This window comes from Mesorhizobium sp. LMG 17147 (assembly GCF_024297145.1).
Classification (GTDB): domain Bacteria; phylum Pseudomonadota; class Alphaproteobacteria; order Rhizobiales; family Rhizobiaceae; genus Mesorhizobium.
In genome coordinates, this window is record NZ_JANCTC010000012.1 from 52,403 (window position 1) to 73,352 (window position 20,950).

At 62.5% G+C, this 20,950-nt stretch carries 22 protein-coding genes; 9 read left to right on the top strand and 13 right to left on the bottom strand.

Annotated features, from left to right (window positions below; translation table 11 throughout):
- Nucleotides 1-39: 39 nt before the first annotated feature.
- From NMG46_RS20790 to NMG46_RS20815, 6 genes are all read left to right on the top strand, one after another.
- A complete protein-coding gene (locus NMG46_RS20790; protein ID WP_254819451.1) occupies nt 40-828 on the top strand; it encodes an ABC transporter substrate-binding protein in 789 nt (262 codons plus the stop codon).
- A gap of 118 nt (nt 829-946) precedes the next feature.
- The gene (locus NMG46_RS20795) at nt 947-1,618 is read left to right on the top strand and encodes an amino acid ABC transporter permease (RefSeq protein WP_302896822.1); all 672 of its coding nucleotides are present in this window, start codon (nt 947-949) and stop codon (nt 1,616-1,618) included.
- Nucleotides 1,615-2,289: an amino acid ABC transporter permease gene (locus tag NMG46_RS20800; RefSeq protein WP_254819453.1), complete on the top strand. Its 675-nt coding sequence runs from the start codon at nt 1,615-1,617 to the stop codon at nt 2,287-2,289. Before NMG46_RS20795 ends, NMG46_RS20800 begins: the two co-directional genes overlap by 4 nt.
- 29 nt (nt 2,290-2,318) lie before the next feature.
- Complete coding sequence (locus NMG46_RS20805; protein WP_254819454.1) at nt 2,319-3,047, top strand: amino acid ABC transporter ATP-binding protein; 729 nt, start codon at nt 2,319-2,321, stop codon at nt 3,045-3,047.
- 138 nt (nt 3,048-3,185) lie between these two features.
- Nucleotides 3,186-3,836: an RNA methyltransferase gene (locus tag NMG46_RS20810; RefSeq protein WP_254819455.1), complete on the top strand. Its 651-nt coding sequence runs from the start codon at nt 3,186-3,188 to the stop codon at nt 3,834-3,836.
- A 100-nt stretch (nt 3,837-3,936) separates the two neighbouring features.
- Complete coding sequence (locus tag NMG46_RS20815) at nt 3,937-4,512, top strand: hypothetical protein (protein ID WP_254819456.1); 576 nt, start codon at nt 3,937-3,939, stop codon at nt 4,510-4,512.
- A 227-nt stretch (nt 4,513-4,739) separates the two neighbouring features.
- Here the strand turns inward: NMG46_RS20815 and NMG46_RS20820 are convergent, their stop codons facing one another.
- From NMG46_RS20820 to NMG46_RS20835, 4 genes are all read right to left on the bottom strand, one after another.
- The gene (locus NMG46_RS20820) at nt 4,740-5,798 is read right to left on the bottom strand and encodes a Gfo/Idh/MocA family protein (protein WP_254819457.1); all 1,059 of its coding nucleotides are present in this window, start codon (nt 5,796-5,798) and stop codon (nt 4,740-4,742) included.
- A gap of 55 nt (nt 5,799-5,853) precedes the next feature.
- Nucleotides 5,854-6,639 (bottom strand): ThuA domain-containing protein, encoded by a 786-nt coding sequence (locus NMG46_RS20825; RefSeq protein WP_254819458.1) that lies wholly within the window; start codon nt 6,637-6,639, stop codon nt 5,854-5,856.
- A 347-nt stretch (nt 6,640-6,986) separates the two neighbouring features.
- Nucleotides 6,987-8,486 (bottom strand): tlde1 domain-containing protein, encoded by a 1,500-nt coding sequence (locus NMG46_RS20830; protein WP_254819459.1) that lies wholly within the window; start codon nt 8,484-8,486, stop codon nt 6,987-6,989.
- Nucleotides 8,487-9,056: 570 nt separating this feature from the next.
- Complete coding sequence (locus tag NMG46_RS20835; RefSeq protein ID WP_254819460.1) at nt 9,057-9,869, bottom strand: class I SAM-dependent methyltransferase; 813 nt, start codon at nt 9,867-9,869, stop codon at nt 9,057-9,059.
- A 188-nt stretch (nt 9,870-10,057) separates the two neighbouring features.
- Between NMG46_RS20835 and NMG46_RS20840 the strand changes: the two genes are divergently transcribed.
- The gene (locus NMG46_RS20840; protein WP_254819461.1) at nt 10,058-10,480 is read left to right on the top strand and encodes a hypothetical protein; all 423 of its coding nucleotides are present in this window, start codon (nt 10,058-10,060) and stop codon (nt 10,478-10,480) included.
- 230 nt (nt 10,481-10,710) lie between these two features.
- Here the strand turns inward: NMG46_RS20840 and NMG46_RS20845 are convergent, their stop codons facing one another.
- The 4 genes from NMG46_RS20845 to NMG46_RS20860 all read right to left on the bottom strand — a co-directional run bounded on the left by NMG46_RS20845 (nt 10,711) and on the right by NMG46_RS20860 (nt 14,481).
- Complete coding sequence (locus NMG46_RS20845) at nt 10,711-11,307, bottom strand: cation transporter (RefSeq protein ID WP_254819462.1); 597 nt, start codon at nt 11,305-11,307, stop codon at nt 10,711-10,713.
- Nucleotides 11,308-11,486: 179 nt separating this feature from the next.
- The gene (locus NMG46_RS20850; protein WP_254819463.1) at nt 11,487-12,707 is read right to left on the bottom strand and encodes an NAD(P)/FAD-dependent oxidoreductase; all 1,221 of its coding nucleotides are present in this window, start codon (nt 12,705-12,707) and stop codon (nt 11,487-11,489) included.
- Nucleotides 12,704-13,417 (bottom strand): methyltransferase domain-containing protein, encoded by a 714-nt coding sequence (locus tag NMG46_RS20855; protein ID WP_254819464.1) that lies wholly within the window; start codon nt 13,415-13,417, stop codon nt 12,704-12,706. Before NMG46_RS20855 ends, NMG46_RS20850 begins: the two co-directional genes overlap by 4 nt.
- On the bottom strand, nt 13,414-14,481 hold the full coding sequence (locus tag NMG46_RS20860; protein WP_254819465.1) for a type III polyketide synthase: 1,068 nt from the start codon (nt 14,479-14,481) through the stop codon (nt 13,414-13,416). Before NMG46_RS20860 ends, NMG46_RS20855 begins: the two co-directional genes overlap by 4 nt.
- A gap of 253 nt (nt 14,482-14,734) precedes the next feature.
- On the opposite strand from NMG46_RS20860, the gene cueR reads away from it, so the two are divergent.
- Both cueR and NMG46_RS20870 read left to right on the top strand, forming a co-directional pair.
- Complete coding sequence (gene cueR, locus NMG46_RS20865) at nt 14,735-15,133, top strand: Cu(I)-responsive transcriptional regulator (RefSeq protein ID WP_254819466.1); 399 nt, start codon at nt 14,735-14,737, stop codon at nt 15,131-15,133.
- Nucleotides 15,130-15,687: a cytochrome c gene (locus NMG46_RS20870; RefSeq protein ID WP_254819467.1), complete on the top strand. Its 558-nt coding sequence runs from the start codon at nt 15,130-15,132 to the stop codon at nt 15,685-15,687. Before cueR ends, NMG46_RS20870 begins: the two co-directional genes overlap by 4 nt.
- Here NMG46_RS20870 and NMG46_RS20875 read toward each other — a convergent pair.
- From NMG46_RS20875 to NMG46_RS20895, 5 genes are all read right to left on the bottom strand, one after another.
- Complete coding sequence (locus NMG46_RS20875; protein WP_302896817.1) at nt 15,657-16,535, bottom strand: sulfite exporter TauE/SafE family protein; 879 nt, start codon at nt 16,533-16,535, stop codon at nt 15,657-15,659. The two genes, NMG46_RS20870 and NMG46_RS20875, sit on opposite strands and share 31 nt — an antisense overlap.
- A gap of 113 nt (nt 16,536-16,648) precedes the next feature.
- Nucleotides 16,649-18,457, bottom strand: coding sequence for an allophanate hydrolase (atzF, locus tag NMG46_RS20880; protein ID WP_254819468.1), 1,809 nt, complete (start codon nt 18,455-18,457; stop codon nt 16,649-16,651).
- Nucleotides 18,454-18,804: a cupin domain-containing protein gene (locus NMG46_RS20885; protein WP_254819469.1), complete on the bottom strand. Its 351-nt coding sequence runs from the start codon at nt 18,802-18,804 to the stop codon at nt 18,454-18,456. The genes atzF and NMG46_RS20885 overlap by 4 nt, the downstream gene beginning before the upstream one ends.
- On the bottom strand, nt 18,797-19,465 hold the full coding sequence (locus tag NMG46_RS20890; RefSeq protein ID WP_254819470.1) for a cysteine hydrolase family protein: 669 nt from the start codon (nt 19,463-19,465) through the stop codon (nt 18,797-18,799). The genes NMG46_RS20885 and NMG46_RS20890 overlap by 8 nt, the downstream gene beginning before the upstream one ends.
- Nucleotides 19,465-20,949: an ABC transporter ATP-binding protein gene (locus NMG46_RS20895; RefSeq protein WP_254819535.1), complete on the bottom strand. Its 1,485-nt coding sequence runs from the start codon at nt 20,947-20,949 to the stop codon at nt 19,465-19,467. The genes NMG46_RS20890 and NMG46_RS20895 overlap by 1 nt, the downstream gene beginning before the upstream one ends.
- Nucleotide 20,950 lies beyond the last annotated feature (1 nt).

Sequence of the window (20,950 nt, forward strand, 5' to 3'; positions counted from 1 at the left end):
CAAGTGGAACAACAAACGACAACAAGGAGGAATGCCCAAATGAAGATTGCCAAGCTTTTCATCGCCGGACTTGCGCTCGCCGGCCTCACCGCTGCCGCCAGTGCCGGAACCCTCGACGAGATTACCAAGCGCGGTGAGTTGCGCGTTGCGGTGCAGACGCAAGGCCCGCCCTTTTCGCTGGTGGGTGCCGCCGGCGAACGCACCGGCAGTTCGGTCGAACTCGCCGAACTGATGGCCAAGGAAATGGGCGTCAAGATCACCTTCCTCGACTTCGACTGGGACGGCCTGATCCCGGCGCTGCTGTCGGGCAAGGCCGATCTTCTGGTCGCCGACATGACTCCGACGCTGGCGCGCGGCATGAAGGTCGCCTTTACTAAGCCTTACATGTACACGGGCAGCACCGTCTTCACCAAGGCTGGGACCGCCTTCAAATCCACCGAGGACTGCAAGGCCAAAGGCACCAAGATCGCGGTGCTGCTCGGCGCCACCGGCGAGAAGGAAGCCAAGGCCGCCTTCCCCGATGCCGACATCAAGAGCTACAAGGGCGGCGGCCCGCTGCTGCTCGACGCCGTCAATAACGGCCAGGCCGATTGCGGCGTCAACGACGTCTCGGCGGTCAAGGGGCAGTCGACCGCGTACCCAGCCGGCAGCTTCAACATCATGCCGGACATGCTGTCGAAGGAGCCGCTGGCCTTTGCCACGCGCTATGACGAACAGGACCTGCTGGTCTGGATGAACCTGTTCCTCGACCAGGTCAGCCTCGACGGCCGCCTGCAGAAGAACCTCGATTACTGGGTGAATTCCGACGCCTGGAAAAAAGACCACTAACGGATGGAGAGTAGGGAGTAGGGAGTAGGAAGTAGAAATTAGGGAGCATGGAGTGGCTGATGGCCATTCCGGACACCTTCACTACTCACTACTGCCTACTCACTACTGCCCACTCACCATGCTCGAAAACTTCAGCTTCCGCACCATTGTCGAATATCTGCCCCTGTTCGGGCAGGGCCTCGTCACGACCGTGTGGCTGTCTGTCCTGTCCTTTGCCGGCGCGCTCGCCGTCGGCATCGTGCTCGCCGCGATGAATTTGCAGCGCGGCCGGCTGTTCCGCGTCCCGGCCAAGGCCTATATCGACGCGGTGCGCGCCACGCCCTTGCTGGCGCAGCTCTATTTCCTCTATTTCGGCCTGCCGCGGCTCGGCTTCATCCTGCCCGAGTTCGTCGTCGGCATTCTTGCCCTGTCGCTGAACAGCGGCGCCTATGTCGCCGAGATCATCCGTGCCGGCATCCTGTCGATCCCGCGCGGCCAGGTCGAGGCCGGCGTCGCTTCGGGCATGACCTATGTCCAGCGCATGCGTCTCGTCATCCTGCCGCAGGCGTTCAAGGTGACGATCCCGCCGCTGCTCGGCCAGGCAATCGTGCTGGTCAAGGATTCCGCCCTGTTGTCGCTGATCTCGGTTGCCGAGCTGACGCGCGCCGGCCAGTTGCTCGCCTCCGACCGCTTCATGCCGGCGGAAGGTTTCATCACCATCGCCGCCTTCTACCTCCTGCTCTATTACGGGCTGAAGGGACTGGCGGCGCTCTCCGGGCGCTGGCTCGGCCTCGCGGGGGCACGGGCATGATCTGGCAGCAGCTGCAAAGCATCGCCGGTAGCTATCCCCTCGCCTTGCGCGGCCTCGGCATGACCGTGGTGCTGTCGCTGATCAGCCTGGTGCTGGGCACGCTGCTCGGCTTCTGCCTCGGCATCCTGCGCACCGGCGGCAACCGGCTGATCAGCGGCGCGATCGGCGCCTGGGTCGACCTGATCCGCGGCACGCCGTTCCTGGTGCAGATCTTCCTGATCTTCTTCATCCTGCCGGAACTCGGCATCGAGCTCGACGCCTTCACCGCCGGCATCATCGCGCTGACCAATCTGGCCGCCTGCTTCATCTGCGAGATCGTCGTCGCCGGCATCCGCTCGGTGCCGACCGGCCAGGTCGAGGCGGCGCTGGCGTCCGGCCTGTCGCGCTGGCAGCGCATGCGCCAGGTGGTGCTGCCGCAGGCGATGCGCATCGTGCTGCCGCCGCTGGTCGGGCAATATGTGCTGCTGATCAAGGATTCCTCGGTTGTCTCGGCCATCGGCCTGACCGACCTCACCCGCGTCGGCTGGCTGGTGGTGCAGCGTGTGCCGAACGGCCTGCTCGTCTTCTTCCTCGTCGGGCTCGGTTACTTCATCGTCTGCTACCCCCTGATCATGCTGGCCCGCCGGCTGGAGCAACGCATGGGTGCGGCGCATGGCGAGGTGCAGTTGTGATGTCGAACCTTAGCAAAAATGGCACTGGCATGATCGAATTTCGCGGCGTCAACAAATGGTTCGGCCAGCTCAACGTGCTCAGGGATATCACGCTGAGCGTCGAGCCGCGCGAAGTGGTCGTCGTCTGCGGCCCGAGCGGCTCGGGCAAGAGCACCCTGATCCGCTGCATCAATGGCCTGGAGACGATCCGCGACGGCGACCTGACGGTCGACGGCCAGCGCCTCGGCGACGCCGCCACCAACATGACGCGGCTGCGCACCGAGATCGGCTTCGTCTTCCAGTCGTTCAATCTCTATCCGCACAAGACGGCGCTCGAGAACGTCACGCTGGCGCCGATCCATGTCCGCAAGATCCCGCGCGCCGAAGCCGAAAAGGCAGGGCGCGAGCTGCTCGCCAAGGTCGGCCTCGCCGACAAGGTGAATGCCTATCCCGCGCAGCTCTCAGGCGGCCAGCAGCAGCGCGTGGCGATCGCGCGCTGCCTCGGCATGCGCCCCAAGATCATGCTGTTCGACGAGCCGACCTCGGCCCTCGATCCCGAGATGATCTCCGAAGTGCTCGACGTCATGGTCGCGGTGGCCGAGGAAGGCATGACCATGATGGTGGTGACCCATGAGATGGGCTTTGCCCGCAAGGTCGCACAGCGCGTCGTGTTCATGGACGCCGGTGCCATCGTCGAGAGCGGCACGCCGGACGAGTTCTTCTCCAACCCGAAGACCGACCGCAGCCGCGCTTTTCTGAGCAAGATCCTGCGGCATTAGGGTCAACGCAGTCAGTTCGCTGCCGCCGATGGCCGGGACGGATGGGAAGCGGACGGTGCTGCGCGTTCCGCGAACAAGGTTGGCGTCTCCGGGTTGCATCGGTTAGGAAGTTAGGCATTCATCGTGAGAGAAACGGGGATGGCCATGCAAGAAAGAGCCGAATCAAAGAAGTCAGTCCGCAGGCGGGCCGACGAAATCAAACAGTTTCGCTGCAAGAACCTGATTGCGGTGCTTGAGAATCCGACTGATGTGAAGAATATTGGAACGGTGATCCGGAATGTGAACGCCTTGGGTGTCGAGAAGGTTTATGTCGTCGATCCTCGCCGATCTCTGCCCGACGATTGGCAGGATTTGCGCAATCGGAAATCGGTTTCGAAGACCTCTGTCTCTGCCGTGAAATGGACGTTCGTAAGACGCTTCGACAGCACCGATGAGTGCTTCGGCCATCTCGAAAGAAAGGGATTCAAATCGATCGTCACGTCGCCGCACGTGAAAGGCAAGGCCAGCATTTTCCTTCACGAAGGCGACTACACCACTCACAGCAAACTCGCGGTCTGGTTCGGCAGCGAAGCGATGGGTATCAGCGATCTTGCCGTCGAAAGAAGCGACATGTGCGTCTGCGTTCCGATGTTCGGAATGATCGAAAGCCTTAACCTCGGGACAAGCTCGGGGATCGTCTTGTACGAAGTCGCGAAGCAAAGACGTGAATATCAAAGCAAGTTCAGGAAGCGTGATCAAAGGGGGGAGCGATCAACCCCGTTGCCGACCGTAATCACTCCAAAGACCTAGCTAGGCTCCAACTCATCAGCTGGCTGCCGCCGGTGGCCGAGATGGGTGGGAAACGGACGGTGCGATTTCTGAGAGATCTAGTGTGCTATTACGCTTCGCCATGGACATCGACGATATTCGAAATCGAGCGCAAGGCGTCGCCAAAGGTGGGGTCACGGCAGAAGAGCTGGAGTTCGCGCGCGCCATCCTGCTGAAGCGTCGAGGCGACGTGGGGTCAGCTCTGTACATTGTGGGCTTATGTGGAAGCGTGTCCGATGCTGCGCTGATCGAGAGCTATCTCCACGGGCCGGAACGAGACGTGCAAGGCGAAACTGCATTGACAGCGCTGTGCCGTTATCTCCGCCTTATTGATCGCTATCGATCGCTTATACGCGAACTGATCATGTCGCCGACCGATATCGGATGGAGCAACAGTCGGATGGCTGCTATCCATCTCGCGCCCATCTATTTGAACGGCTTCAGAGACGATGAACTGGGCTGCCAATTGGTTGCGATATTCTGTGATCCGGACGATCCGGAGCAGTTGTCAGCTCGCGGTGCGCTGATCGAACTTTTAGCTTTAAGGAGCGAACTTAGAGATCCTTTTGGGCTGCATGTGGAAAACGGCGACATGGATGCTGGCTACATCATAAAACTGGCGCGTCAGCGCTTCGGCTGCGGACGCAAAGTGCAGTAGCCGCATAGGGCGGAAAGCCCCTTAGTTCTCGATGACAAAGGTGCCGTCTGTGTCTTGGTAGACGAACAACTCATGCGCAGCGACACCTCTGTATGAACGGCAAGCTCAGTTCCGTCGGAGAAAAGAACGGAGATCCCAAACCCGTTCTTTCCTTTCAATGGAGCGGACCGACTTGCCAATCATTCGGTCTTCGAAGGTTTGCACAGCACTCTTCTCGATCTTTGACATCAATGGGTTTCGGCATCGGCCCTGAGCTCTGCCCTCTTCTCATCCGAGACAACGGCGAGGTCGAGCACCTTCTGCAATTCGGCGGCATGCCGGAACGACGGTTCGGCCTGGACGCCGTTGCGCACCGCATCGACAAAGCGCTGGTAGTTGGTCGCCACCGTTCCGGCGTCCAGAACCTGCCATTTGGCGTTCTCGACGTCCTCGCCGATGCACGCTTTCAGCTCCGAGCCGCTCAGATTGTGCACGACTTCGATGCCGCCCTTGTCGCCGTAGATGCGCAGGCGGAGTTCGTTCAAATGGCCGGTTGCCCAGCGGCTGGCATGGACGACGCCGAACGCGCCATTGCTGAAATCCAGCGCCATGGTGAAACTGTCATTGGCGTCGAGATCGTACTCGCCGATCCGGTTTTCGGGCGCCTTGTCGAAGGACCGCAGGCGGCAGAACACATGGTCGATGTCGAGTGCGGCGCCATAGCTGGCGAAATCGAGGATGTGGATGCCGACGTCACCCAGCACGCCGTTGGAGCCATGGCCGCGCGACAGGCGCCACAGCCATTTCGGATCGGTGCGCCAGTCGCCCCAGAACTTGGACACCAGCCAGCTCTGCAGATAGGACGCCTCGACATGCCTGACCGTGCCGATCTCGCCAGCCAGCACCATGGCGCGCGCTCTCTGCAGCGGCGCGACATTGCGATAGGTCAGGTTGACCATGTTGATGACGCCGGCTCGCTCGGCGGCATCGGCCATCTCACTGGCCTTCTCGAAGTTTTCGGCCAGCGGCTTTTCGCAAAGCACCGGCTTGCCCGTCGCGATCAGCATCATGGTGGTCGGATGGTGGATGCGATCGGGCGTCACGTTCGCCACCGCGTCGAACTTGCCCCAGGCCAGCGCCTCGTCCAGCGACGCGAAGCGGTTGGGGATGCCATAGATGTCCGAAAACCTGTCGACACGCGTACGGTCGAGATCGACGGCGCCAATCAGTTCGACGCCCTCGATCTTGCCGAACTGCCTGGCATGCTCCTCCGCCATCCAGCCGGTACCGAGTATCAACAGACGCATGATTCTTATCCTTAGGACAGGGCTTTATCTTCTTGTTCGATCATGGATTTGTCGTCTAGCGGAAGCCGGCTTCGCCGGCGGAATGAAGCTTTCCGCCGCGCTCTACGATCGGCTCGAGCGCCTTTTCCACCGGTACGTTCGGCGCATCGAGGATGGCCGGATTGGAGCCTTGGGGGTTGTGCGCCCATCTCACCGCATTGCGCAGCACCTTGTGGACGTTGGCGTCGTGATAGGTCGGATAGGTCTCGTGACCGGGCCTGAAATAGAAGATGTTGCCGGCGCCGCGGCGATAGGTCAACCCCGACCGGAACACTTCGCCGCCTTGGAACCAGGAGATGAACACGGTCTCGAGCGGCTCCGGTACGGCGAACTGCTCGCCATACATCTCCTCGTTCTCGAGCTCGAAGTACTCGCCGATCCCGGCAGCGATCGGGTGGTTGGGGCTGGTCACCCAGAGCCGTTCGCGCTCGCCCGCCTCGCGCCATTTCAGCGTGCACGGCGTGCCCATCAGCTTCTTGAATATCTTCGAGAAATGGCCGGAATGGAGAACGATCAGCCCCATGCCTTCCCAGACGCGGCGCGCCACGCGCTCGACCACTTCGTCGGCGACGGCGCCATGGTCCTTGTGTCCCCACCACAGTAAGACGTCGGTCTCGGCGAGACGGTCGGCCGGCAGCCCATGCTCCGGCTGCTCCAGCGTTGCCCAGGACACTGATATCTTCGGGTCGAGCTTCAGTGCATTGGCGATCGTCGCATGCATGCCCTCGGGATAGATGCCCGCGACCACCTCGTTGGTCCGCTCATGAATATTCTCGCCCCAGACGACAGCGCGTATTGTCATGATGTCCTCGTGATTGTTTGAAGCTCGAGCCGCCCCTGCGGGTCAGTCATAATATCCTCGGCCGGGAATGAAAACCTCGAGATTGGCCCAAACGTCCCCCAGCGTCGTCATCCCAGGGCGAAGCAGGGGCGAAGCGACGTCGCGAAGACCCTGGGATCCATGCCGTGACTTCTATGCGCTGCGACGGTGCAGAACCTCGATGCAAGAGGGATAAGAGGTGAAAGGGATTGCGACAGAACGGCGTCAAATCTGCATCGTTGCATTCTTCGGCTGATGCAACGGCATGGATCCCAGGGTCGCGTCCGCTCCACCCTGGGATAACAAAGCCGTAAAGGACCGCCGCGAACCTAAGCGCCGCGGCCCTCTTGGGCGACGCGTGTCAGCGGCTTCGACAGGCGCGGCACCACGACGAGCCGCTTGATCTTGCCCTTCTTGTAGGCGGCGAGAAAGCGGGCATAGTCCTTGAAGACGACACAGCCATTCGATTCGGCGCGGCCGCCGCGCAGCATGTAGGTGTGGGCGAGCAAGCCGTCGCGGCCATATTTGTTGCTGCCGCTGGTGGGGGTGAGACGCAGGGCCTCGACGCCATGGAAGCGCGATTCCCGCAGCGTCAGATTGTAGGTGTCGGGCGGCGTCGGACCGACATTCTTCTTGTGAACGTAGCGCGGCTGGTCGACCATCGCGCCCAGTCCCGAATGTGCCTCCAGCCGTGAGCCGTCGGGCATATAGACGGTCTTGGCCGAGATGTCGTAGACGGCGACGCCGCTGCCTATGTTGGGCGTGGTGAACAGGTTCCTGAAGGCTCCGCCGAGTCCGCCGGATGGCATGTCGGGCTTGGCATAGGCCAGCATGTCGCCGCCCTGCGTCTTCGACCGTTTGCCCGGCTTGCCCGACACTGCCGCTTGTGACGAATTGCGAGGCGACAGGCTGCCGGGTAGCGCCTCGACCGGCGGAGCGTCGGCCGTCTGGACCTTGCTCGCCCTGGATGCCTGGGCCTTGGATTTCTGGGGCGGCTCCGTTTTTGCTGCCTGGGCCTTTGATGCCTGATCCTTTGGCGTCCGGTCTTTCGAGGCTTGAGCCTGGGGCGCCGGCTCACCGATGTTCGCCTGCGGACGCAGCGTCGGCAGCGGAACGCTGTCGGGCATGTCGTCCTGCGGCGGCAGCGAGGCCAGTTGGACCTCTGGCTGTTGCGGCTCTTGCGAAGCTGCCGGCTCGCTTGCCACGACGGCTGCCGGGAGCATGTCGATCATCTGCTCGGGCAATGTATTCGCCAGCGCCAGCGCCAGGCGCGACGAACGTTCGATCTCCGCCACCGCCGGCCCGAAGCGCACCGATGCCGGGCCGTTCGGGTCGGGTATGCGTACCGGCTCGGCGAACCGGGCGTCGGCCGGCAGGCTTGCGAGCATGACGGGTGAGCTGGCACGGGCAAAGGCAGCGGCAAGCTTTTGCGGCGACAGCCCCGCTTTGGCCACCACGTCGTCGAAGCTTGATTGCCGCGATGCATCGGCGACAAGCGGCACCGTATTGCGCTTGAGACGCACCGATTTTCCCTGTTGAACGAAGTTCGATGCCGACCGCAGGCAGTTGGCATCGCACCCGTGCTGCAACAGCTTGGCCGACAGCGCCGCGTTTGCTGCGGCCCATGTCGGGGCCTGCGCCTTTGCAAGGCTGCGGCGAGGATCGGCGAGCGCGATGGTGCGCGGCGCGAGCAGGCTTTGCGGGAGACCGTTGGAGGCCGCGGTGAGCGAGGTTCCCATCGAATACAGGCCGGCCAAGGTCGCCACCGACCATAAAGCAATGGCTGCGCCGACGGCCGGAACCGCGACCCAGCGCAGGCCGGACCTCATCGAAGTCAATCCAGTTGCAGGACTGTCACCCCGGGTTTTCGCACTTACAAACGCCATTCAACCACTCTCAATCGGCCGATGCCGGCTAGCGGATTTCGCAGCCGTGACATTCACAGTTCGCCTGGTGCCCCCAGCACGCTTCGCGTCTGTTGCCGATTGATTCAAAAGATGGACAAAGTTGGTTAACCAATCCCTCTACCGACCGCCGATTGGGCGACGGTCACACCAAAAAACGCCCTCCAAAACCTGCATAGTTGGCAAAACTGCCCTCCAATGATGACTTTGCTGCCCGTTTTTGTCGGCCGAGTCAAGAAAGCGAAATGACTAGACCTTGCTGGGGCAGGTCGGCGACGGCTGCCAAAGTAAAGCCTGGTCGACAAGAATCGTGCAACCGGCAGCCGCCGCCATCAAGCCGCGGCGATCGATCAGACCGGCGATTATCGACCCGGCACTTGCCGACCTGCCACTCGGGCGAATGAACGATTAACGTCTGAGAATTCGGGATAGCGGCAAGATGTTTGCCGCGCAGCAGCTGAATGTCGCCAAGTGCCGGAGCGGGATATCCAACACCTAGACCACAGCCACCACTATGTGAGCCTGAATTTTGGCAGCAACCTCGCCGCTGCCATGCCTGTCTGCAATCGCGGCTGCGGCGTAGTCGGTTGCAACATCCAGTTTTCCCGCCTCCCTGGCCTGGATTTCGTTGCGAAGGAGAGTGCCCTGGCAATAAGCAACGGCCGGAAGGCGCGGCGAGGAGGCACGGCTTTGTTCGGCCCTCGTCTCGATCACCACACCGGAAAAACCTGCGTCCTCCAGTTCGCGACGGATCAGTGCCGTATCGTGGTAGCCATGCGGCGTGCGTGCCAGAAAGCGCGGCGGATCGTTCGGAAAAATCCTCGCCAGAGCATTCGTCACATCGTCCGCAAATACATTCTCTTCGATACGATCCCATACGCTGAATAGAAAATGTCCTCCGGGCTTCAGGACTCGCCGGGCTTCGCGGTAGGCAGATGAGCGGTTGGGAAAGAACATCGCACCGAACTGACAACAAACGAGATCGAAGGCCGCATTTTCGAACGGTAGCGCCAGAGCATCAGCCTGACGCCATTTGATGCGATCGTCGGGAGCTTGCCGCGAAGCGGCGTAGTCGAGCATCGGCTGGTTGAGGTCGGTTACGACATAGCTTGCATCAGCGGACAGCTTTGGCGCCAATGCGCGGGTGACGACCCCGGTGCCTGCAGCGGTTTCCAGAACGGCGCTTGGCGACAAGGACGCTGCTCGTCGTGCAAGATCTGCGGCGAACGGCTCAAAAATCAACGGCACCATGTAGCGGTCGTAGTTTTCCGGAATTGAGCCAGCGAACACCTTGTCCGTTTCCAACATTGCTATCCCCGTCGCCCGTTTGATGGCTCGCCAGCATAGCATGGAATTGTTTGCTATTCGGTCGCATTCGACCGGGAGGCGGTTTCGCTCCCGAAAGCTCCGAAACGTCGTGCTGCAATTACCTGCATATGTGCTAATATATTGCGGCCATGCGCATCGGTGCGTGGCCAATATAATGGGAGGATACTATGAAAACCATAAATCGCAGGTCTGCAATCGCGCTCGGGGTAACGGCGGCCGCGGTAACGCCTTTGTTCACGCTGGCGGCAGCTGCAAAGGTCAGGAAATACGGCCCGAAGGAAGGCAAGGAAATAGCCCCCGGCGTCAGGTTGGTTGAGGTCGGCACCGGCAATTCCGATATCTCCGCCTACAAGAGCATCTCAATTGTCGATGTGGTCTTCCAGCCGGGAGCAGCCGCTCCTGCAATGGTGATGGACAACGACATGGTGTGCACCATTGCCGCCGGTGAATTCACGATCAAGAAAGCCGACAAGCAATTCAAGCTTAGGGAAGGCGACATATACACCTGCGCCAAGGGCAAGACCGACGCGGCAACGAACACCAGCAAGGTGGTCGGCATTCATCGCATCGCCGTCTTGATACCTGCCTAGCGCATGCCAGCGAAAACCGGCCCGCGTCCTCGTCCGGACGCGGGCCTTTTGATGAGGTGCGTGCTTATGAGCACGTTTCTGCCTCCGCCCGCTTTGCAGGTGTGCGCTATATTAGAAATCACGCAAGTTTCTGGATGACTGCACGCCGGTCTGCGGGCCTGCATTGGCGCCCCTACATTGGCGCCCCTGCATCGCCGCATTCGCAGGCCGGCACAGCTGGGCGTTTGGCTTCACGAACCGGCTCGGTGCTCCTCCCGCGCTGCCTCCCAGACCTCGCGCGCCGCGTCTGCGTTCAGCGCCGCAATCCCCAGGCCGACGATCAGATCCGGCCATGCCGAGCGCCATAGGAAGGCTGTCACCACTCCGGCCAGTATGATCGCGATGTTGGCGACGGCGTCGTTGCGGGCCGAAAGGAATGCCGCCCTGGTAAGACTGCCGCTATGACGGCGGTAGCGCGCCAGCATGTAGGCGCACGACAGGTTGACCGCCAAGGCGCCCAACCCCGCCAGCGTCAGCGCTGCCGGTTGCGGCGGCACCGGCATGTTGAACTTTTCCCACGCGGTCCACAGCGTCGCCAGGCCGGGCACGAGAAGGATAAGAGCCAGCGCCATGCCGACCCGCGAGCGGGCACCCAGCGACCAGCCCATGGCGAGCAGTATCAGGAGATTGACCGAGGCATCTTCCAGAAAATCGACGCTGTCGGCGAACAGCGACACCGAGCCGATCGCCAGCGCCACGGCGAATTCGATGCCGAAGTAACCGAGGTTCAGCAGCGCGACGACAAGCACCACCCGGCGAAGGCCGTCCGACGTAATGGCTTGCTGCATAGTCTGTCCCGATGTGATGGCGTTAATGTTGTTGCTGGCCGTCCCGTTCCTCGGCCGTCTTGATCTCGCAGGCTTTGAGGCCAGCCTAGGCCGAACATGGCACGCCTGTCACCAAAACACCTGCGAGCCAAAACAGGATGGTCACCCTGTTTTGGGCGTGCCCTCATGCGCGTCGCTCGTCAGGCAAAGCCGGGAACCGGCTTGGTCTTGCCGCTCAGTTGCGCGCCCAATGTCAGCGCCTGCGGGAAATTCCGGACGATCGCCGCCATCACGATGGCGCTGCCGGGGCGAAGGGCAATTCCGGCAATAGCAGCGGCAGCGTAGACCCGGGTCGAAAACAGTCTTTTCCAAGCCGCCTCATAGCGTCTGGCGGCGGCCTCGCGTCCTGCCCGGCCACTTGGCGCGGATGCGAGTTCGCAAGCTAGCAGCCAGCCGGACTGAAGCGCCATCGAGATGCCCTCGGCGATGACTGGGTGAGACTCTCCGGCTGCATTGCCGACGCGGAAGATGTCTCCTTCGTAGCAGGAGCGAATTCCCGGCCGGATCGGACCCGCGGCAAGCCACGGACCGTCGAGGTGCGCCGGTTCCAGGGCGTCTCGCACGCCCCGGCATGAATTCATGAGATGGCGCGAGACCACATCGGCGGCTGACACATGGCTCCGGTGTTCGGGGTCATGTTGTTTACGCAGCCGCGCGAGCACATCGCGGCGAATGCAGCACGAGATCGACAACCGTCCATGATCCGCCGAGACCATGCCACCATAGCCGCCGGGAAAAGCCAGCAGAGGCATCAAATCCGGTGCAAGCGACGACCCGGTGAAATGCGCCTTGAAGCCGAGCAAGTCCGACGGCCGATTGGTCTTTGCGAGCTGGCAGGGTAGTGGTCCCGGCTCCCAGGAGCCGTTTGCGGCGACAATCACCGGCGCACGCAACATCACCGCTTCATCCCCGGCCTGAATTCGTACACGTTGCATCTCACCATCCCGGTCGATGGCGACGGCGCGGCAGGGCTGGAAGATTTCGACGCCCGCCGATCGCGCCGCCTGTAGAAGCAGAGAGTCGAGAATGTCCCGGCCGAGCGCCCGGCCGAAGCCGTCTTTCGCACGAGGCCCAGCTCCTGGACGCGGCATTGCCGCTTCGACGCAGGTTTCGCCGGAAAACAAACCGACGCGGCGGATTTCGGGGCCGGCATTGGCACACCAGGCATCGCCGATCTCCAGCTGGTCGAGAAGCGCAAGATTGCTTGCCGAGATGTATTCGCCGCAGACCTTGCGGCGCGGAAATGCGGTCTTCTCCACAATGGCCACGGCCCATCCGCGCCGGGCCAGCGTGAGCGCGACAGATGTGCCCGCCGGACCGGCGCCTATGATGATCGCATCATGGGTCGACAATCGCGTCATCGCTCGTCACCGGCGCTGGCGCCGACGAAGATGTGGGAGAACGGGCCAGCGCGCCGTTCCTCGACCGGTTTGCCGTTGGCCGCAAGCCAGAGGCCGGAAAGCTCGCTGCCGCGAAAGCCGGCACGCACGCTCTGAGCCGCGTCGTTTCGTGTGACGTCGTTGGCGCCGATTGCCGGGAGAAGACGGGTCGCGGCCAGCGCCAGTTTCGCCCGCAGCGGCTCTGTCGCGATGAGCAACGGGGCTTTCGGCCTGATGAGCGAAAACAGACGCACGAGCTGCGCATCGTCGAGATGATGCAGAAACAGATTGACGGTGATGGCGTCGAACCGCACGCCCTCGATCTTTCCTGCCCAATCGAAGATATCGGCGGTAACGCCTTCGGCCTTCCATCCCAGCCTGTCGAAATCACCGCGCAATTGCGCGGTGACGAGGTCGACGCGGTCGAGCATCACCAGTTCGACCCCGGGCCAATGCCTGGCCATGCGCCGCGCCACCGCCAGCATGAAGGAGCCATCACCGGCGCCGATCTCCAGGATGCGGCGTGGCGGCGTTGGCACGAACCTCCTGAGCAACGACGTCATGATCGGCGCCTGAAACATCAGCATGTTGATGCGACGAAGGTCGCGGCGCGCGACAAGCGCTCGCGGATCGTCGGCCGCAAGTCCGTCGAGGATTTCCGGCGCAAGCTGCCGACGCTCCAGGCCGCTCATGACACCGTTCGAAAGAGCATGGTTTCCGCCGTCAATCCTGGTCCGAACGACATGCCGCAACCGAGCAGGCCGGGTGGCGCCTTCAACATCTCCTTCATCACGAACATGACGGTCGCGGACGACATGTTCCCATACCGGCGCAACACCTCGCGCGATGGGTCCAGCGCGGTGGACACCAGTTTCAGGGCCCTTTCGACGGCGTCGAGAACCGAACGTCCACCCGGGTGCACGGCCCAAAGGTCGATGTCTTCCGCCGATCGACCGCCGAGGATGGCGGCCTGGTTGCTCCGCAACGCTTCATGAATCGCTGCCGGGACCTGGCCGGAAAGAACCATTTCGAAGCCGCGGTCGCGAATGTTCCAGCGCATCAGCTCCCGCTGCTCCCTCGCCACCAGACAGTGAAAGCTATCGAGCTCGATGCCGGCCGGCTCGGCGGTCACGAGCGCGGCCGCGCAGCCGTCACCCCAAAGGCAGAACGACAGCAGTTTTTCGAGTTCAGTGGTTTCGCGCAGATGCATCGTGCAGAGCTCGATATTGACCAGCAGGACCTTGGCCTGCGGGTCGGAGCGGACGATGTGGCGGGCCAGCTTGAGGCCGTTGATTGCCGCGTAGCAACCCATGAACCCGATCATCGTGCGTTCGACACTATCCGGCAGCCCACACCGGGCAACCAGTTCGAGATCGATGCCCGGCGCCGAAAAACCGGTGCAGGTGGTGACGATCAAATGGGTGATGCGGGAGGCGTCGTCGCCAAGCTGCAATCCGTCGATGCCCTTTTGCGCCAGAACAGGTGCTGCATCGTCGAACATTGCCATTCTCATCGCCGTGCCGGGAAACGCACCGCGGATGAAGGTCCCCGCCAGGTCGGCCGATGGTCCCGCGGGGTCGGACGCCGGCGCAAAGCAGGAATAGCGGTGCTCGATGCCGGCAACATCGGCCATGCGTTCGAAGATCCTCCGGCGATCGGCCGCGAGCATCGAGGCCGCAAAACGCAGGTAGAATTGATGAACCTCGTGCTCCGGCACCGCTGTCGCGATCCGGTTGATATAGGCTTTGACGGGCATACTCTGTCTCCTCGGCGTATGCACGGTGTGCCGCCGGAGGGTCTTTGGTTATTGACACCGATGTCGAACGCCGGATTGAGCTGTTCGATAAACGTTTCCGAAAACTGATTTCTTCCCGAAGGTTCAGCACGTGCTGTTGGCAGGCAAACGGTTGGAGCCGGTGGGCGGTTGCGTCGGGCATCCAAAATCGCCACATCATGTTGCCTTCCATCTACTGGAAGGTCTATTTCCTCCGACAAAGGAGATTTCCGCCATGAACATCGGCGTCGCATCTGAAAAATCCGGCCTGCCGGCCAAGACGATCCGCTACTACGAGGATATCGGGCTCTTGCACCCGGCCCGGACAGACAATGGCTATCGCGATTACTCGACGGCCGATATTCACCGGCTGCGCTTCCTGCAGCGCTCGCGAAGCCTGGGGTTTTCGGTCGACGAATGCCGCCAGTTGCTCTCGCTGTACCAGGACCGGGAACGTGACAGCGCCGACGTGAAGGCGATTGCGAAAGCCAAGCTGGTGGAGATCGACAGGAAGATCGCTGAACTGGTCGGATTGCGCGGCTTGCTCCACCATCTGGTCAGTCACTGCCACGGCGACGAGCGGCCGGATTGCCCGATCATCGACGAGCTGGCAGGACAAGGCGTCGCCCAGTGAGGCACGCAGCCATTGTAACGGTGCTGTCCCTTGCCTGCGTCTCTGTCGTGCTCGCCGCCGCCCATTCGGACCGTGATGCGATCATCGAGGCTCGCCAGACCTCGATGAAGGAAATGGCCGAGGCGGCAAAGACGATCGCCGGGATGTTCGACGGCAAGCGGGCATACGACGCCGCAGCCTTCAAGGCGGCGGCCGAGACCATCCGCGCCCGCACCGGCCCTGCCTTGATTGCCGAATTCCCCAGCGCGACGTTGGGTGCGCCTTCAGGCGCCAAGCCGGATATCGACCCCGCCCGCGCGGAGTTCGAAGCACTGGCTCGTCATATCGGGACGCTGGCCCGCGCTCTGGCCTCCGACGCCGAGCGGGCGCCGCCGCGCATCACCGACGACATGAGAATGGGTTCCGGCCTTGCGATGGGCGGTGGCAGCCTGCTTGGCAAGCGGCCGGGACCGGCGGAAGCCGATCCCGCCAGCATTCCCACCGAGCACCTCCTGCACCTTATCCTGCAGGATTGCTCGAGCTGTCACTCGAAGTTCCGGCAAAGGGTCGAGTGATGGCCGGCTGGACGCCAGCCGGCAAGATTCGACCATCGGTCCTGGGTCAATTTCTGTGCCCATTTGTGCCGCCAGATCTTGTATGCCGAAATAACCAGGATTGCGGCCAAGATTGGCAAGAGGACTTGCTCCGGCACAATGCCGAGCAGCAAGCCCCCGATGAACGTTCCGACAATTGAACCCGCTGCCATGACAAGCAAGAACGTCTTGTTCCTGCCGATCACTGAAAAGCTTTGATCCCGGCTGTAGCGGGTGAAGCCCACGAGCATGGTTGGCAAGCTCACCGCAAGCGACAGAGAGCCCGCCAGCTTAATATTGGCGCCGAACAGGAGAACCAGTGTCGGGATAAGAAGCTCGCCTCCTGCCACGCCTAGCAGAGATGCCACGATGCCGATTGCAAAGCCGGCAATGATGCCGGCGACGATCAGTGCCGCACCAATGAACAGCGGTTTGCCTGTCGCGCTCGGATCGTGACCAAAGACCAGAACGATAGCGATCAACACCAGCAAACCGGCAATCACCCTGTAGAGCGTTTGCGACTTCAATTTCGTTGCCCATCCTGCTCCGAACCAAGCGCCTAGAAGGCTGCCGGTCAACAGATTGAGTATGATCGGCCATTGCGCCGCGACGGAAGGCAGCGGGACCGCCGCCGCTCGGAACGGCAATGCCGTGGCGACGACGACCAAACTGGTCGCCTTGTTCAGGATCACAGCTTCGAGGGCGGCAAAGCGAAACAGGCCAATCAGGAACGGAAGGCGGAACTCTGCCCCGCCAAGTCCAATCAGTCCACCAAGCGAACCGACGCCAGTTCCAATGATAAAGGGAAAGATTCCACGTCGAATTGTCATCCGCCCATATGCTGCGAAGGCATCGAAGTTTTCAACCAGCGCGACTTTATACGTTCCGCTCTGGATTATTCAGCAGTCCATTCGAAGTTCCGGCAAAAGGTCGAGTGATAGCGTCAGCTCCGCAGCTGCTGATCCGCCATGAAACTGCGCCAGCCGCCGAAATGCGAGATCTCCTTTGCATCGGTGAGGCCGGCACTTTCGACGAGGAAGCCTTTTGGCGACGTTCCATCGTCGAGCAGAAGCGTCCCGATGCCGAGCGGCGGCGGGATCGCCGCGACGAAGCGCCCGAAGGCTTGCGGCGAGAGCCGCCAGACTTCGACCTCGATCGCTGTCCCCTTGCCATTGCAGGTCCGCTCGAGCCCCGGTCGCGGCACCGACTGGCCGGCAAGCGCGTAAAGCCGGTAGAGCGGCGCCGTTCTCGCAGCCCGGGCGAACATTGCGCCGAGCTGCTGCAGCTGGCCGTTCAGCGCCATCCCCGACAGATGCGCGCCGACCACGGCCAGCTCGATCGTGCCTTCATCCACGTCCGCGCGAGCATTGCCACGCGGCGGCAGCGGCCAGCCGGTAGCGCCCAGCGAAAGGCCGCTTGCCGCATGCACGTCGCGCGCAAGCGACGCCGTCAGATGGTCCTTGCCCGCCGCGGCAAGCAAGGTGACGCTCATCGGCAAACCGTCGCTACGAGTTCCGGTCGGCACCGAAATGCCGCACATGTCGAGCAGATTGACGAAGTTGGTGTAGGTGCCGAGCCGGCTGTTGGTGACGATGGGGTCAGCCAACACCGCTTCAACCGTGTAATGCGTCGGCGCGGTCGGCACACAGAATAAGTCGACCGAGGCGATGACCGGCGCCAGCTTGGCCTTATAGCCTTGCAAGGCATAGAGCCCGTTGAAAGCGTCCGCCGCCGAAAGCTTTCGCGCACCGCCGATGATCTGCCGTGTCACTGGATGCATGGCCGCCTCGTTGGCTTCCATGAAGTCGTTGATCGCGGCGTAACGCTCCGCCACCCAGGCGCCCTCGTAAAGCAGATTGGCGGTGGCGTAGAAATCGCCGAACGGGATTTCGACCAGCCTGCAGCCCAGCTCTTCCAGCGCGGCAAGAGCGGCCTCGAAGCCCGCCTGCATCGCCTGGTCGCCGAAGAACGTCCAGTCGGCCCTGGCCGGCACGCCGACCGTCAGCACCGGCGGGCGCGCGGCAAGGGCCTGAATGGCGAAGTCGCGCGAATAGGGATCGGCGTTGTCCTTTGCCGCCGCGATCTCGAATACCCTGTAGGCGTCGTCGACGGTGAGCGCGAACACCGAGACGCAGTCGAGTGTCCGGCAGGCCGGCACGACGCCGGCGGCCGACAGCGCGCCGACGCTCGGCTTCAGCCCGACAATGTTGTTGAGGCCGGCGGGTATGCGCCCCGAGCCGGCGGTGTCGGTGCCGAGCGCGAACGAGACGATGCCGCGCGCCGTCGCCACGGCCGAGCCGCACGAGGAGCCGCCCGGCACCAGTTTTGGATCGATCGCGTTCCTCGGGATCGGATAGGGCGTGCGCACGCCGACGAGTCCGGTGGCGAACTGGTCGAGATTGCTCTTGCCGACGACCAGCGCGCCGGCGGCCTTGAGGCGTGCGACGACGTTGGCGTCTTTTACCGGCAAGTAGGCATATTCCGCACATGCTGCCGTCGTCGGCATGCCGGCGACATCGATGTTGTCCTTGACCGCGAATGGTACGCCCCACAGCGGCTTTGCCACGGGGTCGAACGGGCCGAGCTTTTCTGCTTCGGCAAGCATCTCCGCCCTGCTCGCCAGATGAATGAAGATGCCCGGATCGTCGGCTGTCGCGAGCCGCGCATGGATCGTATCGATCACCTCGCCGATGCCGACGCCGGCCTGATAGGCGGCGTGCAAGCTCGCTATATCGAAGCGGATGTCGCTCATTTGGCCTCGTCCAGAATGACTACCGGCAGGTTCCACTGGATGAGTACGACGCAGCCGTCTTTTGTCCACACCGAATGCTCGGTTCCGACCGGGTTCAGGATCACGCTGCCCGCGGCATAATCGCCGTTCTCGTCGCTCTGTGTGCCTTCCAGCACGATGATCGTTTCCAGCCCGGCATGGCGATGGCGTGGCACGCCGGCGCCCGGCCGGTAGTTCAGGATCGCCACCGACGGTTCCGTCGGTCCGCCCTTGAGCAGCCAATGCACCGTAATGCCATCGCGGAAATGCTCGAACGCCAGGTCGCGCCAGCCCCCTTGAATGAGAGCCTGGTATGCAATGTTAGGCATTGGAAATTCCCTCGAGCACCTGATCGGTCGTTGCGGTCCAGCCGACGATGGCGCCCTGCGCCCTGATCATGGCCAGCGCTGCCGCCTTGAACTCCGGAAAATAGCTCTCCGTCGCATCCTCGGCGAGCAGGCATTCATAGCCGCGGTCGTTGGCCTCGCGCATCGTCGTCTGCACACAGACCTCCGTCGTCACTCCGGCAAAGACCAGTTGCTGTACGCCGAGCCGCTTTAGGTCGTCGCCGAAGCTGGTCGCATAGAACGCCCCCTTGCCGGGTTTTTCGATGACGATCTCGCCAGGCAGTGGCGCAAGTTCATCGAGGATCGCCGTTCCCGGCTCGCCGACGATCAGCACGCGACCCATTGGACCGACGTCGCCGATCCGTATCGATGGGTTGCCGCGGTTGCGCTTGGCCGGCGGCAGATCCGAAAGGTCTGCCTTGTGGCACTCCATCGTGTGGATCACCGGCAGGCCGGCGGTGCGGAACCCCTCGATCAGCCTCTTCACCGTCGGCACAATCGCCGTGATCCGACTGACGTCGTTGCCGAGGCTGGCGCCGAAGCCGCCCGGCTCGGCGAAATCGCGCTGCATGTCGATGACGACCAGCGCCATCGTCTCAGGCTTGAAGGCAAACGGAAACGGCAGCGCCTCGATCTCCGCCATCAATGATGTCCCGCCATGTGCTCGCCGATCGTCTGTACGCTCGCCTGCGCGATCGGCGTCTCGTAGACCAGCGCACCGTCGGACATGACGAAGATGCGGTCTGAAAGTTCAAGCAGCTCGTCGAGGTCCTCCGACATCAGAAGCACCGCGGCGCCGGCATTGCGCGCCTTCATGATACGGGCGCGGATTTCGGCCACGGCGGAGAAGTCGAGGCCGAAGCACGGGTTGGAGACGATCAGAAGATCGACTTCGCCGGTCAGCTCGCGCGCCAGCACCGCGCGCTGCACATTGCCGCCCGAGAGCGACGAAATCGGCGAAGCGAGCGAGGCGGTCTTGACCTTGAACTGTTCGACCAGACGGGCCGCGTAGTCCCTGATCGCGCTCATCCTGATCCAACTGACCGGCTTGCCGGCCTCGTCGAGGTCGAAGGTCCGGAAGGCCATGTTTTCCGCGACCGTCATCTTCGGTGCGCAGGCATTGCGCAACGGTTCCTCCGGAATGAAGCGGACATTGAGCGTGCGCGCCTCGCTGCGGCTGGCGCCATAGGGCGAGCCCTTCACCAGAATGTCGCCGGCATTGCGCGCCCGCTGTCCGGCAAGGACTTCGAGAAACTCCTTCTGGCCGTTGCCGGAGATGCCGGCAATGCCGACGATCTCGCCGGACTTCACATCGAGCTCGCCGATATCGATGGTCTTCAAGCCAGTGCGGTCGGGCGCCTTCAGCGACTTCACCGTCAGCACCTGCCGGGCTCCGGCCGGCACCGGAGCACGACTGTCGAGCGCTGAAATCGGCTGGTCGCCGATCATCATGGCCGCCATCTGCTTGTGGGAAAGGTCGGAGACCTTCCCGGTTCCGGTCAGTCTGCCCTTGCGCAGCACTGTGATGTCGTCGGCAAACGCCGTCACCTCGTGGAATTTATGCGAGATCATCAGCACCGTAAGGTCGCCGCTCCTTGTCATGTCGCGCACCAGCCCAAGCACCTCCTGCGCTTCGCCGGGAGTGAGCACCGAGGTCGGCTCGTCGAGCACCAGGAAACTGCGGCCGAGATAGAGCTGCTTGATGATTTCGAGCTTCTGCTTCTCGCCGGCCGCGAGTTCGGCCACCTTGACGTCGAGCGGCAGCTTGAACGGCATACGCTGCATGAATTGCGCAAGTGCGGCGCGCTCTTTGCGCCAGTCGATGACCCCGGGCACCTTCTCGCGCGAAATAACCAGATTCTCCGCGCCGGTCAGCGACGGGACGAGCGTGAAATGCTGATAGACCATGCCGAGCCCTAGCGCCGAAGCGTCCTTGGGACTGGCGATCGCGACCTCGCGGCCTTCGACCAGCATGTCGCCGGCGGTCGGGTGATAAAAACCCATCATGCATTTGACCAGCGTCGACTTGCCGGCACCGTTTTCGCCGAGCAGCGCATGGAACGATCCCGCCGGCACCTTTATCGAGACGTCGTCCAGCGCGGTGAAGGCGCCGAAGCGCATGGTCATG